This window comes from Providencia sp. PROV024, from assembly GCF_032709665.1.
Taxonomy (GTDB): Bacteria; Pseudomonadota; Gammaproteobacteria; order Enterobacterales; family Enterobacteriaceae; genus Providencia; species Providencia huashanensis.
In genome coordinates this window covers 224,290-241,669 of the sequence record NZ_CP120545.1, presented here as the reverse complement: position 1 = coordinate 241,669, position 17,380 = coordinate 224,290, and the positions used below count along the sequence as shown (strand labels likewise).

Below are 17,380 nucleotides of genomic sequence, written 5' to 3'. Positions count from 1 at the left end.
TTAATTAATGGGTTTTAGTAAGTCACTGTATAATTCTGTTAAAACCCCTTTTTCTGCGAATTCCTTACGGATCCATTGAGTCACAAGCCCAGTCGCTGAGTGCTGTGTCGCTAATAACATATGTGAATCCTGCCGCGGGTTTTGTATGTTTTTAGTGACTAACCGGCCAGTCTTTACATGTTCTTTCACCATATAATCAGGCAAAAAGCCAATCCCTTCCCCTAATATCTGACATTGGCATTTAGTATTGAAATCAGGAACTTGTATGGCTTCTTGCCCATGAAGCAGCCACCCTACACGTTTATTAATGGTATGCGCGGTGTCTTCGACCATAATATTGGGATACAAACGCAACTGGCTTTCAGCAATCGGTTCAGGCATTAATGCCAAAGGGTGCGTGGCAGCGATAGCGAATTGCCAATGGATGGCGCCAATTTCAGTGTAATCAATCCCCCCGCCATCCATCAGTGTTCCCGGAGCCCCAATCGCAATATCGGCATGGTTATTAATAATCGCATCCCACACACCATTATACACTTCGGTTGTCACCGTAATATGGCAAGTAGCAAACTGTTTTTTTAATATTTGCAGTAACTTAGCGGTATGGTAAGGCGTATATAATAACTGGTTAATACAAATACGAACTCGCGCTTCAATCCCCTGCTCAATGGAATAAATACTTTTTTGAATTAAATGAAAGTTATTCAGTAGGTCAGTTGCTTTACGATAAAAGTAATAGCCAGCTTCTGTCAGCTCAATATTCCGCGTATTACGAATAAATAACGCGACATCCAAATAGGTTTCAATACGTTTAATCGTGTAACTCACCGCAGAGGTTGTCACCCCTAACTCCTCTGCCGCCTTACTAAAACTGGCAAATTTTGCTGCTGTCGTGTAAGTCAGTAAATTTTCTTCAGTGAAAATTGAGTTCATCGTTGTATTCCCAAATTGAACAAAAATAAACCAAACTGTTTTTTTTTAACTCTTAGCACTCAAAATATGACGACTATCTGTGAATAAAATTCAACAGGCTGAATAATAGACTATTTTTCGACCATATATTTATAGCTTAACAGAATTATTCATAACGAGAAGAGGTTTAATTCTATTTAGCTTTTTTAAATACAAAAGCACATTTTTAAATGTGGCTATTAATATTCAAAATACTTAATATTATTGAATTAAATACTCAAACCAAGTATTAACATTCAATGTTAAAATGATCAAACAATTCACAATCTTAACAAATTTAACACTTTCAAGTTGATGTCCATCACAGAACTGATCAAATCATTATTAGCCTGTTTAATTAACAAAAAAAATCACACTATTTTGGCTATAAAACACCCAAAACACATCAAAAAACGATGAAAAATAATGCTTACACGCACAAAAAAGGCTTATTGTTGAATTGAATTCAATAATCGAGTGCTTAATTGATGAATTAAATTTAAACGGATTCTTTTTATTAATGACAATTGCTATGCTTTGGACATCATAAATAATCTTTAAATTGTCTTTATCTATGTTGGTGATAACAATAAACCAACCTAAGGGGAAAATGATGACCTCCAATACTCTCGCTCACGAATTTTTAACTGCAGCTGAACAAGGACAATTAGAATTATTAAAAAATTGCCTTGAAAAAGGTGTGGATATTAACACCACCAACCGTCAAGGCCGCACTGCTATCGTCAATGCTAGCCTGAATAAACATTATGAATGTGTTTCTTTTCTGATTAGTGCAGGTGCTGACATTAATAAACAGGACCAAACTTGTTTTAACCCTTTTTTATTAAGCTGTTTAAATGATGATTTAACATTATTGCGCCTTGTATTACCTGCAAAACCAAATTTAGATTTATTGACCCGCTTTGGTGGCGTTGGAATTACCCCAGCAAGCGAAAAAGGGCATGTAGATATTGTTCGTGAGTTACTCGAAAAAACTGATATCAATGTAAACCATACCAACTTCGTCGGTTGGACACCATTACTTGAAGCAATCGTTTTAAATGATGGTGGCGAAAAGCAACAACAAATTGTCAAATTACTATTAGACCACGGCGCAAACCCGCATATGACCGATAAATATGGTAAAAAGCCGTTAGAGTTGGCTCGTGAAAAAGGCTATAACGAAATAGCTGAATTATTGATTGCCGCGGGGGCATAATCGAACCGTCCCGATCAGGAGGCATGTGAACGCATCCATATCTCATCGGCAAAGGTTATACGGGCTTACGGCTGATACACATTTTCTTCAGGTTTTACATCAGCCGCAGCTTACAGGAAAAGTAGAGCAGGTTTTCAATAAAGCGATAAATATCTCAATAGGCAATATTCTTTATACTTTATTAAGCTCTCAGTTAGACAATGCACCAAATAGTTGCCGATTAATAAATAAAGACTTTTCTCTTTTAACCTTAAAAGTAGGAGACCCAATTTATTTTTCAGATAATGAAATGGTTATTGGTGAAAATTATTTAATTTCATTTTCGTTATGTAAAAAATGGCAATTACCCATTATTATTTTTGATTATAAAAAATTAACTAACCCAGATTATTTATTATATATAGCAAACCAAATAAAAAGTTTGGACATAATTTTAAATCATAATGTGGATTCCCTATTTAATTATCAGGGAGATAACGTCTTTTATCTATCAATAGCTAAACAACTGGCTCAGTTACGGTTAAAACTGATTGATTTATTGATTAATAAAGACCAACAAAAATTACCCCATATCATTCGCCAATTTGTTGGCTTAGGTATCGGGTTAACACCATCCGGTGATGACTATTTAGTTGGGTTAATGGCATTTTTATTGTTAAAGGAGCACCCTGCTTTTGCTTTTTATCCTGAGTTTTATCAAGGAATTATTCAAAGCAAAAGCCAAACAACGCCTATAAGTGCCATAACCCTAGAGAAAGCCTTAAACCAAGAATATCGCGAAAATATGCAGCAATTAATTCAAATGTTAGTTGATGCGAAAGAGACAAATATTTATCCACAATTTTTAGAGATTTTAAATATCGGGTCAAGTTCTGGCAGCGACATGCTATTTGGCTTACGTGATGCCCTGTATCTCACCCATTATTTCGGAGAAAACTATGTCGACTAAAGTTGTCATAAAAAAGAATACTTATTTTGATTCCGTGTCACTGATGTCTATTTCAACAAAGGCCAATCAACTTGATAATGTTGAACAAGCCTTTGTTGCGATGGCAACAGAAATGAATAAAGGCGTACTCAGAAATTTAGGGCTATTAACCCCTGAATTGGAAGAGGCTAAAAATGGCGATTTAATGATTGTCATTAAAGGGCCAAGCGATGATGCTAACGATGCCACATTAATTGCCATTGAAGACTTATTTAATAAAAAAAACCAAGGTGGTGGCCAACACGAAGCCAAATATGCCACGGTTAATTCTGCGAAAACCCACATCCCCGATGCTAACCTTGCGGTAATCTCTGTGAATGGCCAATTTGCCGCCCGTGAAGCCCGCATTGCATTAGAAAACGACCTCAACGTGATGTTATTTTCTGACAACGTTTCAATTGAAGATGAATTAGCACTCAAACAACTCGCTAGCAAGAAAGGTCTACTCATGATGGGCCCAGACTGCGGAACCGCAATTATCAATGGCACTGCATTGTGTTTTGGTAATAGCGTGCGCCGTGGCAGCATTGGGATCATCGGTGCATCCGGTACTGGCAGCCAAGAGCTTAGCGTTCGTATTCATGAATTTGGTGCAGGTGTTTCTCAACTAATTGGTACCGGTGGCCGCGATTTAAGTGAGAAAATTGGCGGGATCATGATGATTGATGCCCTAAAGATGTTAGATGCCGATGATGAAACCCAAGTTATTGCCCTCATTTCTAAGCCACCAGCCGCCGCTGTTGCAAAGAAAGTACTAGAACAAGCTGAAAAATGCCACAAACCAGTCGTTGTTTGTTTCTTAGGTAGCCAGCCTCTACCAGAAGATAAACCTGGGCTAACGTTTGCACAAAGCCCCAAAGAGGCGGCACTAAAAGCAGTGCTATTAACGGGTATTCGTAAAGAAGATTTAGATTTACATTCTCTAAACTGGCCTTTAATTGAAGAAGTCAGAGCGAAGCTCAAACCTGAGCAAAAATATATTCGTGGCTTATTCTGTGGCGGAACGCTATGCGATGAAGCGATGTTTGCCGCTTTGGAAAAATACGATGATGTTTACAGCAATATTCAACCAAACCCTGACTACCGCCTGAAAGACTTAAATCAAAGTATCGCTCACACTTTCCTCGACTTTGGTGATGATGATTTCACTAATGGTAAACCTCACCCAATGATCGACCCGACCAACCGTATCGAACGCTTATTACAAGAAGCTCGCGACCCTGAGGTCGGCGTGATTATGATGGACTTTGTTTTAGGCTTCGGTTCTCACGAAGACCCCGTTGGCGTCATGATTGATGCTATCAAAGAAGCTAAAAACATCGCTAAACAAGATGGTCGTGAACTTGAAATTTTAGGCTATGTACTCGGTACGGACCAAGATACTCCATCCATGGATGCACAAGTCAAAATGCTGACAGATGCAGGGGTCATCTGGGCAAGTAGCAGCACCAATACGGGTTTATTAGGACGTGAGTTTGTGTGGAAAGGGGAGAACGCATAATGACTTCATTATTTAAACAACCGCTAAATGTTATCAACGTTGGCATCGAGATGTTCAGTGATGACCTGAAAAAACAACATGTTCCAGTCACTCACCTAAACTGGACGCCTCCAGGACAAGGGAACGTGGCAGTGATCCGCGCCCTCGACCAAATTGAAGGTAATGCGGCATTACAAGAAAAAATTGCAGCGGCTAACGCACAAGCCCTTGAGCGCATTATTCAATCCCAACCAGTATTAGTTGGCTATGACCAAGCGATTAATGTGGTACCGGGCATGACTAAAAACACCATCCTACACGCCGGTCCACCCGTTGCTTGGAAAGACATGTGTGGAGCTATGAAAGGGGCAGTTACTGGTGCGCTGGTCTTTGAAGGGCTCGCGAAAGATTTAGCCGATGCAGAGCGCGTAGCGGCATCTGGTGAGGTTATTTTCTCCCCTTGCCATGAACACGACTGTGTTGGGTCAATGGCTGGGGTAACGTCTGCATCTATGTTTATGCATATCGTTGAAAACAAAACCTATGGCAACCGCGCATTCACCAACCTCAGTGAACAAATGGCGAAAATCCTACGCATGGGTGCCAATGACCAAAGCGTTATTGACCGTTTAAATTGGATGCGTGATGTATTAGGGCCAATGCTACGCGACGCAATGAAAATTGTAGGTGAAATTGACCTGCGTTTAATGCTAGCCCAAGCCTTACACATGGGGGATGAGTGCCATAACCGTAATAACGCTGGTACCACCTTACTGATCCAAGCATTAACGACAGGAATTATTCAAACTGATTTCTCTGTCGCACAACAAAAAGAAGTGTTTGATTTTGTGGCAAGTAGTGATTACTTCTCCGGCCCAACTTGGATGGCAATGTGTAAAGCGTCAATGGATGCAGCACATGGTATTGAATACAGTACCGTTGTCACCACCATGGCTCGTAATGGTTATGAATTTGGTTTACGTATCAGCGGATTACCGGGTCAGTGGTTTACAGGGCCTTCACAGCAAGTTATTGGCCCAATGTTTGCAGGTTATAAGCCTGAGGATTCTGGCTTAGATATTGGTGACTCGGCAATCACAGAAACCTACGGTATTGGGGGCTTTGCAATGGCAACCGCACCTGCCATCGTTGCGCTGGTTGGTGGTACGGTAGAAGAGGCGGTAGATTTCTCACGTCAAATGCGCGAAATCACACTCGGTGAAAACCCGAATGTGACTATCCCATTACTCGGCTTTATGGGTATCCCGACAGCCATCGATATTACCAAAGTTTCAGCCAGCGGTATTTTACCTGTTATCAACACAGCAATTGCCCACAAAGATGCAGGTATCGGTATGATTGGAGCAGGTATTGTTCACCCGCCATTTGATTGCTTTGAAAAAGCCATGTTGGCCTACGCACAGAAATATGCTTAGTTTTCAATCATAAAAAAGACGCCCAACTTCGGTTGGGCAATAAAAATAAAACAAATACCCTGAATATTCAGCAACACAGATAAACTGCAACTTTGAATATCATGATATACACCCTCTAGCGTGTATACCCTAAATAATTTGAGTTGCAGCAAGGCGGCAAACGAAGATATCCCAAGGAGCATACTTATGTATGTGACTTAGATAGCTAAGAGCAGCCAACACAGCTGTGGCTCAAAGTATGACGGGTATACAGGGGAATACTATATGAGTATATTTAATATAAAGTGGAAACGTGGGGACTTGGCTGCCTATTTTGGCTTAATGACCAATAACTTAACTAATCTACTCACCATGATGGGCTTATTAATTTTCGTTGTTGGTATCCCATCTGAACTTGTTTATGGTCGCATTGCACCCGCTTTTGGTCTCGCCGTTTTACTTGCCAGTATTAGCTATGCTTACTTTGGCCAGCAAATGATCAAACAAACAGGGCGCAGCGATGTAACCGCTCTGCCATCAGGGCCAAGTGCACCTTCTATCTTTACCGTGACCTTCTTAGTCATTATGCCGGTGTACCAAACCACGCAGAATGCTGAGTTTGCTATCCAAATCGCATTGGTTTGGTGTTTCGTTGAATCAATGATCCTCGTTGGTGGCTCATTCTTAGGCGAAACTATCCGTAAAATGATCCCTCGTACGGTGCTGTTATCTTGTCTTTCTGGGCTTGGGCTATTATTGCTAGCAATGAACCCAATGCTGCAAGCCTTTGAAGCACCAACCGTTTCATTTATTGTTTTATTATTAATTTTCATTAACTGGTTTGGTAAAAAGCCTATCTTTGCACGTATTCCTACCGGTTTATTATTGCTTATCGCGGGAACAGTACTTGCGTGGGCTTCTGGGCTGCAAAGTGCAGAGGCAATAAAAGACTCTATGGCGTCATTCGGCTTTAACCCTCCAGGGATTCATATTGACAGCTTCTTCCAAGGCTTACCGCATGCACTTCCATATTTAGCTTCTGCGGTACCATTGGGCTTAGCAAACTATATCTTTGACCTTGAAAACATTGAAAGTGCTCACGCTGCAGGTGATGAATACAATACCCGTAAGGTTATGTTAGCTAACGGCTTATCTTCAACTGTTGGCTGCTTCATGGGTAACCCATTCCCAGTCACTGTTTATGTTGGGCATGCTGGCTGGAAAGCAATGGGGGCCAGTGTTGGTTATACGCTAGCATCAGGTATCACCATGTTTATTGTCCCATTGTTTGGTATCGGTGCATTCATGCTCGCTATCATTCCAATGACAGCTATCGTACCAATATTGGTGTTTATCGGTGTTGTCACTGCCAACCAAGTGGTACGAGAAACACCGAAGATTGAAGTGCCTGTTATCTTTATCTGTCTATTCCCATGGATTGCTAACTGGGCGCTCACTATGGTCAACAGTGTGATGGGGGCCGCAGGGACGTCAGCAAGTGCAATAGGCGTTGAAACATTACTACACAAAGGTGTTTATTATCAAGGTCTTGTACACTTAGGTAACGGTGCGCCATTGGCAAGTATGCTATGGGGTTGTATCGCTATCTTCGCTATCCTCAACCAACCACTACGTGGGGCAATTGCTGCGGCAGCTGGCGCAATATTAGTATTCTTTGGAATTATTCACTCCCCAGCAGTAGGAATTGCAACCGGTTCAACCTTGATGTTTGTTTACGCTTACCTCATGATGGCAGCTTTATTTGTACTCAAATATTTTTTAGATAGCCGTAAATCGGTGGAAGAACAACAAGCTGAACAATCTGAGAAACTCAGTAAGTCAGTGTAATCAAACCAACCTTTTATAGCCGGTGTCTACAGTACACCGGCTGTGAGCTAAATCTCTGTATCAGGAAACATTAACAATGAAAGAACTCGTGGTTGTTGCCATCGGGGGCAACAGTATTATCAAAGATAACAACAGCCAGTCTATCGAAGCTCAAGAAAAAGCCGTTCAAGAAGTGGCACTGCATATTAGTGACATGCTTGAGGGTAACTACAACATTGTTTTGACCCATGGAAATGGACCCCAAGTTGGATTAGACCTACGCCGCGCTGAAATAGCCCATGAAACAGAAGGTTTGCCGTTAACCCCCCTTGCTAACTGCGTCGCTGATACTCAAGGTGGCATTGGCTATTTAGTTCAGCAGGCACTCACTAACGTGCTAGCGAAACGTCACAATCGCCAAGCTATTACAGTTGTTACACAAGTTGAAGTCGATAAGAACGACCCTAACTTTAGCGCCCCAACCAAGCCAATTGGTGCATTTTTTACAGAACAACAGGCTAAAGAATTACAACAAGCGAACCCGAGCTGGCATTTTGTCGAAGATTCCGGTCGAGGCTATCGCCGAGTAGTCGCATCTCCAGAACCAAAACGTGTGGTTGAATCAAAAGCGATCCGTACCTTAACGGAACATGACTACGTAGTGGTTGCAGCTGGAGGCGGTGGCATTCCTGTTATTCAAAATGGCGATGGTGGCTACCAAAGCGTTGATGCAGTGATAGATAAAGACCTCTCCACGACATTACTGGCGAAAGAATTAAATGCCGATATTTTGATTATTACTACCGGTGTCGAAAAAGTCTGCATTCACTTCGGTAAACCAGAGCAAAAAGCTCTTGGTGAAACGACCACTAGCGACATGCAACGCTATATGGAAGAAGGCCATTTCCCCGCAGGCAGTATGTTACCGAAAATCGAAGCGAGCCTGTCATTTATTGCCAATGGCGGTAAACGTGTGATTATCACCACACCAGAAAAACTACCGGAAGCCTTACGAGGTGAGACGGGAACCCATATCATCCAAGGGTAAGGGTTATTTACAACGTACCATTATTTTGGAACGCTAGAGTTTCTCGTTAATGTCTCAATATCACCCCCAGATCGCAAAATAGCGATCTGGATGGTGAACTGCTGATCAAAAACTGGAAATTCGACTCTATTTCATGATCACAAGGAGTTTCTATGAAAGCAGACCAATCATCCGGCAGAAGAGAGTTCCTTTCCACTAGCGCCAAAGTCGCCGCTGCTTGTACCCTTTTTGGTACCGTATCAGGTATTGCATCCGCGCAAAATCAACCCACAATGTCATCCGATATTACTCGCATTACCGACAGCCATTATTACCTTGACGATGTATTACTCGAAACAGGCTTTAATTTCCGCGATACTACGGTGATTGGCACTAAAACCGCATTGCAAACGGTTGAAATCGATCAAGGTAAAATTGTCGCCATTTTACCGAATAAACAACATACTAATCACCAGCTAAATGCTTATAACGCTCAAGGCAAATTGATGCTACCGGCGTTTCGCGATATGCATATCCACCTTGATAAAACCTTCTATGGCGGGCCATGGCAAGCGCCACAGTCACGTGAAGGTAAAACAATTATGGATATGATCACCCTAGAGCAGAAACTGTTACCTGAACTGCAACCCTTCACCGAAGAAAGAGCCAATGCGCTGATCACGTTGATCCAATCCCATGGATCAACCATTGCCAGAAGCCATTGTAATATCGAACCCGTTTCTGGATTAAAAAATTTAGAAACCCTACAAAAAGTACTTAATGAACACCAACAAGATTTAACTTGTGAAATTGTCGCTTTCCCACAGCATGGGTTATTGTTGTCAAAATCAGAACCCTTAATGCGCGAAGCCATGCAAGCTGGCGCCCATTATGTGGGAGGCTTAGACCCCACTAACGTTGATGGGGCAATGGAAAAATCTCTCGATACGATGTTCCAAATCGCTCTCGATTATAATAAAGGCGTAGACATTCATTTACATGAAACCAGCCCTGCGGGTTTTGCTGCCATCGAGTATATGATCAAAACAGTGAATGAAAACCCAAGTTTGCGCGGTAAAGTAACGATTAGCCATGCCTTTGCTCTTGCAACACTGAGCCCAGAACAAGCCGAAAAAACCGCAAGGCAACTGGCGGAACAACAAATGACTATCGCCTCAACAGTACCGATAGGTACATTACATATGCCATTGAAAATATTAAATAATAATGGCGTATTTGTGATGACCGGAACAGACAGCGTTATCGACCATTGGTCACCGTTTGGGCTGGGTGATATGCTCGAAAAAGCCAACTTGTATGCTCAGTTGTATACTCGCCCAGATGAACTGGCACTGTCTCGCGCTTTAGCAATTGCGACAGGGAATATTTTGCCATTAGATACCAAAGGCCAGCAAATTTGGCCCACCAAAGGCGATGATGCTAGCTTTGTTCTCGTCGACGCATCTTGCTCAGCTGAGGCCGTTGCGCGAATTTCACCAAGGCATGCCTCTTTCCATAAAGGCAAACTCGCCTACGGCACAATGCAAAAATCGATAGCTTAATGTCAGTTCATTGAACTAGCGCCGAATGGCGCTAGCTTCAGGCTGGCTTTGCAGTATATCGGCTAACCGAGGCAAAAATTAAACCCAGTAAACCTTGATTATCTACAGTTTGTAATACTGTAATCGGTTTTGCCATTGGCTCAGGAATACCGACTCGTAAACGTAACGCATCATAATAATAGCTTTTTCCACGTAATGCCCCTTGCAGCTCAATACCCACTTGTTTTTTCTCGTAGGTTACTAGGCTTTTATCTAATAGCCATGCAACGGTTAACACATCGTGAACCCAACACCCCGCCAGCTGACGCGTAGCCCGCGAATAATCAATCCACGGGCGCATAGTATTAACAAGAAATTGGCTCAATGTGGATTGAAGTACAGAAAACTTATCGAGGTCACTCTGTACCATCTGTGTTTGTACCGTAACATCCATTGGCACTAAAGTAATATTGGCACCACTATTCAAAACCGCATGGGCCGCCTCTGGGTCTAGCCCAAAATTGGTATCTTTAATATAACCAGGGACATTAAATACCGCTCCCATAATAACAATTTCAGCCACTTTCTCTGCCATTTCAGGGAACAATTGCATGGCCATGGCGATATTGGTTAAAGGACCAATCGCAATAATAGTGACCTGATGCGGGTTCTGACACACCCGCTCACCAATACGCCACGCAGCTTCTGGTGCTGATTTAGGTAAAGCAGGCACAGGGGGAAGGTTATCCCACAAATAGTTAAGTTGCGCCCGCTGTGCGCCATTATCTAATAATTCGCGCCATGGTCCGCTAGCTTCAATTAGTGCCGATGACGCCCCGCGGTAAACAGGAATGTCCTCATTCAGCGAGTTGACTAAATGGCTGGCCACATTAAAACCAACCTCACTAGGCGTATTCCCTGAAACGGTTGTGATCATCTCTAGTTGAATTTCTGGCGCTGCTATCGCAAGTGCAAGAGCAAGCCCATCATCAACATTCGCGCCTGCAACGCCGTTTCCCGGGTCACAATCAATAATTACACGCATAAATTTCCCTGAAATAATACATTATCAGCACCCGCAGGAGTGCCCAATTTGTAGCTCAAAATCCACCTCACAAATGGCTTCTTTATTTGGCCAGTTTTGTAGAATCTGTATCGCTTTTTCTGCTATTTTATCAACAGGTTGTCGAACAGTCGTGAGTGTAGGAACAGTATACTCCGATTGCACAGTACCATTAAAACACACCAGAGCAATGTCCTCTGGTACCCGCAGTTTTAGTTCAGCTAAGGCTTTCAAACAACCAAAAGCTTGTAACTCATTGGTTGCAAAAATGGCCTCAGGGAACCCTATTTTCTGCATTTGATAGATAGCTTGGTAACCCCAATCACGCGTATATTGCCCTGCAATAACCCATTTTTTCTGTATTCCAAGGTTGGCTTCTACCAAAGCGTTTTCCCAACCACTTAACCGGTCTTGGGTATTAAGCATTTCAATCGGCCCACAAATAATGCCAATATCTTTAAAACCATGCTCAATGAGATGGCGAGTGATTTTATAGGCTGCCAACTTTTCATTGACTTGAAGAGCACTGACGCCTTCGGTAGGGTCGACCCTATCTAACATCACACAAGGGGTACCCGAAGATTGGATCAGGTCAATGTACGGATGACGGTCAACACTGGTATAAATCAACCCTTCGACTTGGCGTAAAAGTAGGTTGTTAATCAGTTCTTTTTCACGCACACGGGAATCCCCTGCATCCCCTAATAACAAGACATGACCATGCTTGAAAGCTTCACGTTGCAATGCATGTGCAATAGAAGCCAAAAAAGGGTTAGAGATATCAGGGATCACCAACCCATAGGTTTGTGTACTGCCAGACGCCAGTGCTTTAGCGATACCATTCGGGCGATACCCCGTTTTTTTTATCGCCGCTAACACCTTCTGTTTCGTCGCCTCAGCAACAGGACGGGGACCGTTATTAATCACATAACTGACCACTGCAACAGAAGTTCCGGCTTCGCGGGCAACATCTACCCGCGTCACTTTACGATAGTTCACATCAGGCACGCAGCAATTCCTTTTTCACTTACTATTATCTTACGAAAGAATAGCAGCCACTCTGGTTTTTATATACCACCGGCGTTCACTTATATTGCATCTTCTGGCAAGTTAAGGTCACGGCCTCGCGTTTCTGGTGCAAAAAATGTGGTAACTAGACCAATACATGCCATCCCCATAAAATAAATAGCAATTGGCCACCAATGCCCAGTCCAAGATAATAACGCTGAGGCGACAAGCGGTGCTGTTCCCCCCGACAAAATAGAACCAAGCTCCTTAGCAAAGGCCATTTTTGTATAGCGATTACGTACCCCAAATAGCTCTACACCCCATGCCGCTTGCACGCCAAAAATCCCCAGAGATGCTAACCCCATTCCAACAATAATCGTTGGGATCACAACCAGCGGTTCCCGTGAATCCAGTAGCATAAAGGCGGGGACTGCATACAACATTAACAATAAGCAGAACCAGCGGTAAATAATACGGCGACCAAATCGGTCAGATAACCAGCCGGCAAAAGGGATAATGGCAAAACCGAGGATCGAGGCAATTAAAACCGCAGTTGTCGGTACCGATTTATCCACCAACAATATTTTGGTGACATAACCAATAATAAAACCTTGGGCTAGGTAAGACGGCCCATTTTCGCCAATCCGTAAGCCAACCATGGTCCAAAATGCACGCGTTCTCTGCCAAAAGGTACGGTTATCAACAGGGTGACTTACAGCATCAGACGCCAACGCTTGGCGACGCTCCTCTGCCAGTTGGGCTTTTTGCCGTTCAAATACAGGGGTTTCACGCATATGTTGGCGAATAAATAACGCTGCCAGCGCGATCAAAATACTACCAAGGAACGGAATACGCCATCCCCATGACATGAGGCTTTCTTTATCTAACTGTAAGACTATCAACCAAATCATTGAAGCCAGTAATGTTCCGCTGTTTGAACCTAGGGCAATAATCGAAGAGACTAACCCACGCCGCTTGACCGGAGCGTACTCCCCGAGCATCACAGTTCCACCAGATAGCTCAGCCCCAGCGCCAAGTCCTTGAGCAAACCGTAAAATAACCAAACAAACCGGCGCCCAAACACCAATCTGCGCGTGACTTGGAATTGCGCCAATTAGGGTTGTAGATATCCCCATCAGTGCAATGGTAATCACCATCACCATTTTTCTACCATGTTTATCACCTAGCCAGCCGAAAAATAATGCACCGATTGGGCGAGCGATAAACCCAACAGAATACGCGGCAAAACTGGATAACAGTGCCATAACCGGCGTCGCATCAGGGAAGAAAACATCACCGAAAATAATACCTGCTGCTAAACCATAGAGAGCAAAATCGGCATATTCCATGGTTGTCCCTAACCAACAGGAAAAAATCGCTCGGCGAAAATCTTTTTTCCCTTCAGGCGTATTTAACCGCTCTTGTGCGGCTTGTTGGTTAGCCTCGGTATTTAAATGTGTTGCCATAGTCATAAACCCTTGGTATTGGCGCAAAGCCTATTTGTAAAATAATCTAACTGGTATTTTTATTTACTTAAAGGATAGTCTACGCGCGTAGAATTAAGCAAACGAGGGAATGTTATTTTGTGAGCATTATCACTTGATGATAGAAATATGAAATTTATATGACTGAAAATAAAAGAAGAAATTTTTGGGGAAAACATAAAGAATCAGAAAATGTAAAATACCTCGATGTTAGTTATATTGATTACGGAAATAGAAAAGCCACTATTTATATTAAGTGGCTTTTCATCTTCATTTCACGCTCAATAGGTAATTAACAATATCGCGTAAATAGCGCCATTTCATCCAGATTTCGTCTAGAAGGGGCAAACCAGTGTATCGCTCAATTTCCGTTATCAATTCCAGCATTTCTAATGAGTCAATATGCAGATCTTCGATAATACTTGAATCCATCGTAACCTGTAATTTAATACCTGAATAAGCCCGCAGCGCATAAATAGTATTTTCTAACCATTGTTGGTGAACTTGACTCATTGTGATCCACCTTTAGTCGCCGCGTTCTGATAGCCAATAATACCATTTAGAGGTTTCATCTGTTCTTCCGTTGCAACAGCATAACGCTCTTTTTCCGCTTGGCCTCGCGTCAGTGCACCACGCTCAGTTAATGTCACTAGCGACCCCGCATTAGGGAGATGTGAGCTAGTATCCACAACGACTTTTGTTGCTTCACGTTCACCACGATAAACCTCTTTATCTGACTGATTACGAGTCAGTGCCCCATTCGCCGTTAAAGTCACTGGTTTTTGTGCATCAGGTTTTTTCAGCACCCAATGATTATTTTCATCTTTCTGGTAACGGTTAACCGTAAAATCATTTTTTGGCTGAGTGTTAATGAAAAACTCCGTTGTTTTTGGCTTCGCCTCAATGGATTTTTCCCCTGATGGCAAACGAGACTCTTCCAAAGCTTCAGTCCTAATCAAGTGAGAGCTATCCTGTGGCTCCAAAGAGGTATTATTCAACGGTGATACCTTATTAGATGCCGTAACTGGCTTTTCAATAATAGGCTGTTTTACTTCAGTATTTTCCTGGTCTTTAGCATTGTCCATATCATAATCCACATCGGGCTCTTGTACTGGCTGGCTGAATACAACACGTGTTAGTGGTTTTTTCGATGGTGGTAATGCCGAATCCTTATCATTTGTAGCCTGTGTAGGCTCCTGAAACGATGTGTTACTTACTCCAGGTTCTTGATGACTTATCTGACTAATATTTTCGCTAAATGGAGAGCCTAAGTGATAGTGATATTCTGTATTATAACTATTTGTTATCTTGGATGATGGAGCACCCATTTTTTCTGTTGGATTATACATGCCATCAATAACGTCATCCTCTGTTTTCACTGATGGTGTTGCTGATTTTACAGGCTCACTCAATGCCATTTTTATTTTTAATGGGCTAATAATTTCTATCTTTTGTTCAATATAACGAAATAAATTATTTAAATGCTGATATTTATCACCATATTTTTTCTGTTCAAGGTTACTGTACTCCTTTATAGTATTTTCGATATCCCTTCCTTTTTGTATATTTAAATCACTCACCAAAAAGCTATCCGTTGAACGGCTATTAATCACCTCGTCAGAAAAAAACGCACTAAGTTGGTGTTTAATTGCAGAGTCAACATATTTTTCTTGATAACAAATAGCTAATTTCTCCAGTGTAATATTATCCGATAAGAATTTATCTAACTGTTTATCTAAATTTCCCTGTGTTTTTTTTAGCGTAACCTCAATATTCTCATCCGTATTTAAATCTTGTATTCCATCTATTTCTTTAATTAATTTTGCGGCTGCAGAAACTAATGCTGAGGGGAGTTCTTCAGGAGCAAATAACGTTAATGTCACTAAAGCTGTTTCTGGACGAAGGTTTAACTCTTGCTGAATTGTACTGCCATGAGCACCCGCTCCTAAAACTTTCGCCACCATATTACGAGTAATGCTACTATCTGACTTAATAACTAGCTGTGTTATATTGTCTATTTGCTTCTGGTGGTTATTACGGTGTAAATCACTAACATTACCAGAAATATTAATTTCGTTCTTAATATTATTTTTAGGTAAAATACTTTCGGATTCCAATGAATGAATATTATTTAAATTAGAAGAAAATACATTACCATCTTTATTAACTAAATTATGATGGAGAGAATTAGAGATGTTATGAATCCCAGAGTTATTCTGAGTACTAATCATAGTTAGTCCTTATGATAATTAATATTTTTAATTTATACCAAGAAAGATCACATACTGATAAAACCACTATTATATTGGTTTAAATCTTTTATTAATTGAACTAGCAACTGAGTTAATGTATCAAAGTGGCTATTATCTTGACGGAATGTTTCTAATAAACGTGAAACAGAGTTATTAATCACATTTTTTTGTGCGTCAATCGCTGTTTGCATACTTTGTACGCTCTGTGCAAGCAAATTTACGCCTTTACTTGCCCACCCATCACCAGAAGAATCAATATCATAGATTGATTTCATAATTTCGCGTAGTGGCTTCAGGTCTGGATAAATTCGAATAACTTTACTATCATCAGAACCTCTTGTTTCGACTTTAAATCCCTGGCCGTCCAGTTTCTTTTTCCAAAATTCAAAAACAGGCTCACTATATTTGATTTCATAGATTTTTTCGGCGCTAGTTTCTGGCTTAGACCAATCTTCATAGTATTTAATGTTTGCCGCATCAGAATCTTTAATTGACGGTTTATTTCCTCTTACTTTTTTATGGTCGGTATAAGGCTCAAAAAGCTCATCTAGCCTATTTAATAAAGCTGTTCTTTGCAGTTTTATCTTTCCACTGTCTCCTGCTTTAATATATTCGGGTATTTTACCTAATGCCGTATTCACACCTTGCATATATTTTGTGGTTGCTTTTATTATTTCACCAAATTCTTTTTGGTAACCTTTATGAATATTATCAATCATGCCACTAATGGCACCAATGTGCTTTCTACCATCTTCAATCGGGGGTAATGTATTCGATGATTTCTTTCGCATCATCGTTGCGCCACTAGGTTCAAGTTCAAACTCTTCGTTTAAGCCTAATAGTACTCTCGACGCCTTATCTCCCGATATTTTTAACTCACGCAATAACGTTTTTACTTGCTCAGTGATTTGAGCAAGTTGGTTTGATTCTACTTGGGTGCGCACTGCAGGGCTTGGTACTTCATAACCCAACTGTTGAAAATAACTGTCCACTTGCTGGTAAATATCGGCATTCGGGTCAATAAGAATACCCGACCCAATAGGCGGGAAATCCATTTCTACAAAAGGCTTAACATAGGAAACTTGAGAATTGGCTAATACAGTTGAGAATATTACCTCCATTATT

Annotated in this window: 14 protein-coding genes; 7 read left to right on the top strand and 7 right to left on the bottom strand. The window is 41.5% G+C overall.

The window, feature by feature from the left end; all coding sequences use genetic code 11:
- The gene (locus tag P3L56_RS01125; protein ID WP_042843373.1) at positions 1-933 is read right to left on the bottom strand and encodes a LysR substrate-binding domain-containing protein; all 933 of its coding nucleotides are present in this window, start codon (positions 931-933) and stop codon (positions 1-3) included.
- A gap of 631 nt (positions 934-1,564) precedes the next feature.
- Here P3L56_RS01125 and P3L56_RS01120 point away from each other — a divergent pair.
- From P3L56_RS01120 to P3L56_RS01090, 7 genes are all read left to right on the top strand, one after another.
- Positions 1,565-2,170, top strand: a complete 606-nt coding sequence (locus tag P3L56_RS01120; protein WP_048605491.1) for an ankyrin repeat domain-containing protein — start codon at positions 1,565-1,567, stop codon at positions 2,168-2,170.
- A 25-nt stretch (positions 2,171-2,195) separates the two neighbouring features.
- Positions 2,196-3,119: a DUF2877 domain-containing protein gene (locus P3L56_RS01115; protein ID WP_187550791.1), complete on the top strand. Its 924-nt coding sequence runs from the start codon at positions 2,196-2,198 to the stop codon at positions 3,117-3,119.
- Positions 3,109-4,659 (top strand): acyl-CoA synthetase FdrA, encoded by a 1,551-nt coding sequence (fdrA, locus tag P3L56_RS01110; RefSeq protein ID WP_272686187.1) that lies wholly within the window; start codon positions 3,109-3,111, stop codon positions 4,657-4,659. The genes P3L56_RS01115 and fdrA overlap by 11 nt, the downstream gene beginning before the upstream one ends.
- Entirely contained in the window at positions 4,659-6,074 is a 1,416-nt protein-coding gene (locus P3L56_RS01105) for a DUF1116 domain-containing protein (RefSeq protein ID WP_042843366.1), read from the top strand. The genes fdrA and P3L56_RS01105 overlap by 1 nt, the downstream gene beginning before the upstream one ends.
- 264 nt (positions 6,075-6,338) lie before the next feature.
- Positions 6,339-7,901, top strand: a complete 1,563-nt coding sequence (locus tag P3L56_RS01100; RefSeq protein ID WP_042843365.1) for a xanthine permease — start codon at positions 6,339-6,341, stop codon at positions 7,899-7,901.
- 76 nt (positions 7,902-7,977) lie between these two features.
- Positions 7,978-8,928: a carbamate kinase family protein gene (locus P3L56_RS01095; RefSeq protein ID WP_042843364.1), complete on the top strand. Its 951-nt coding sequence runs from the start codon at positions 7,978-7,980 to the stop codon at positions 8,926-8,928.
- A gap of 152 nt (positions 8,929-9,080) precedes the next feature.
- Positions 9,081-10,469: an amidohydrolase family protein gene (locus tag P3L56_RS01090; protein WP_230233301.1), complete on the top strand. Its 1,389-nt coding sequence runs from the start codon at positions 9,081-9,083 to the stop codon at positions 10,467-10,469.
- Positions 10,470-10,506: 37 nt separating this feature from the next.
- On the opposite strand, the gene P3L56_RS01085 is transcribed toward P3L56_RS01090, so the two are convergent.
- From P3L56_RS01085 to P3L56_RS01060, 6 genes are all read right to left on the bottom strand, one after another.
- Positions 10,507-11,493, bottom strand: coding sequence for a nucleoside hydrolase (locus tag P3L56_RS01085; protein WP_042843362.1), 987 nt, complete (start codon positions 11,491-11,493; stop codon positions 10,507-10,509).
- Between the two features lie 24 nt (positions 11,494-11,517).
- Entirely contained in the window at positions 11,518-12,519 is a 1,002-nt protein-coding gene (locus P3L56_RS01080) for a LacI family DNA-binding transcriptional regulator (protein WP_129466918.1), read from the bottom strand.
- 80 nt (positions 12,520-12,599) lie between these two features.
- The gene (locus tag P3L56_RS01075; protein WP_042843359.1) at positions 12,600-13,985 is read right to left on the bottom strand and encodes an MFS transporter; all 1,386 of its coding nucleotides are present in this window, start codon (positions 13,983-13,985) and stop codon (positions 12,600-12,602) included.
- Positions 13,986-14,273: 288 nt separating this feature from the next.
- Positions 14,274-14,516, bottom strand: a complete 243-nt coding sequence (locus P3L56_RS01070) for a phosphopantetheine-binding protein (RefSeq protein ID WP_048605503.1) — start codon at positions 14,514-14,516, stop codon at positions 14,274-14,276.
- Entirely contained in the window at positions 14,513-16,234 is a 1,722-nt protein-coding gene (locus tag P3L56_RS01065; RefSeq protein ID WP_166685481.1) for a hypothetical protein, read from the bottom strand. The genes P3L56_RS01070 and P3L56_RS01065 overlap by 4 nt, the downstream gene beginning before the upstream one ends.
- A gap of 47 nt (positions 16,235-16,281) precedes the next feature.
- Positions 16,282-17,376 carry an IpaD/SipD/SspD family type III secretion system needle tip protein gene (locus P3L56_RS01060; protein WP_129466915.1) on the bottom strand — a complete coding sequence of 365 codons (1,095 nt, stop codon included), beginning with the start codon at positions 17,374-17,376 and terminating at the stop codon, positions 16,282-16,284.
- Positions 17,377-17,380: the final 4 nt, after the last annotated feature.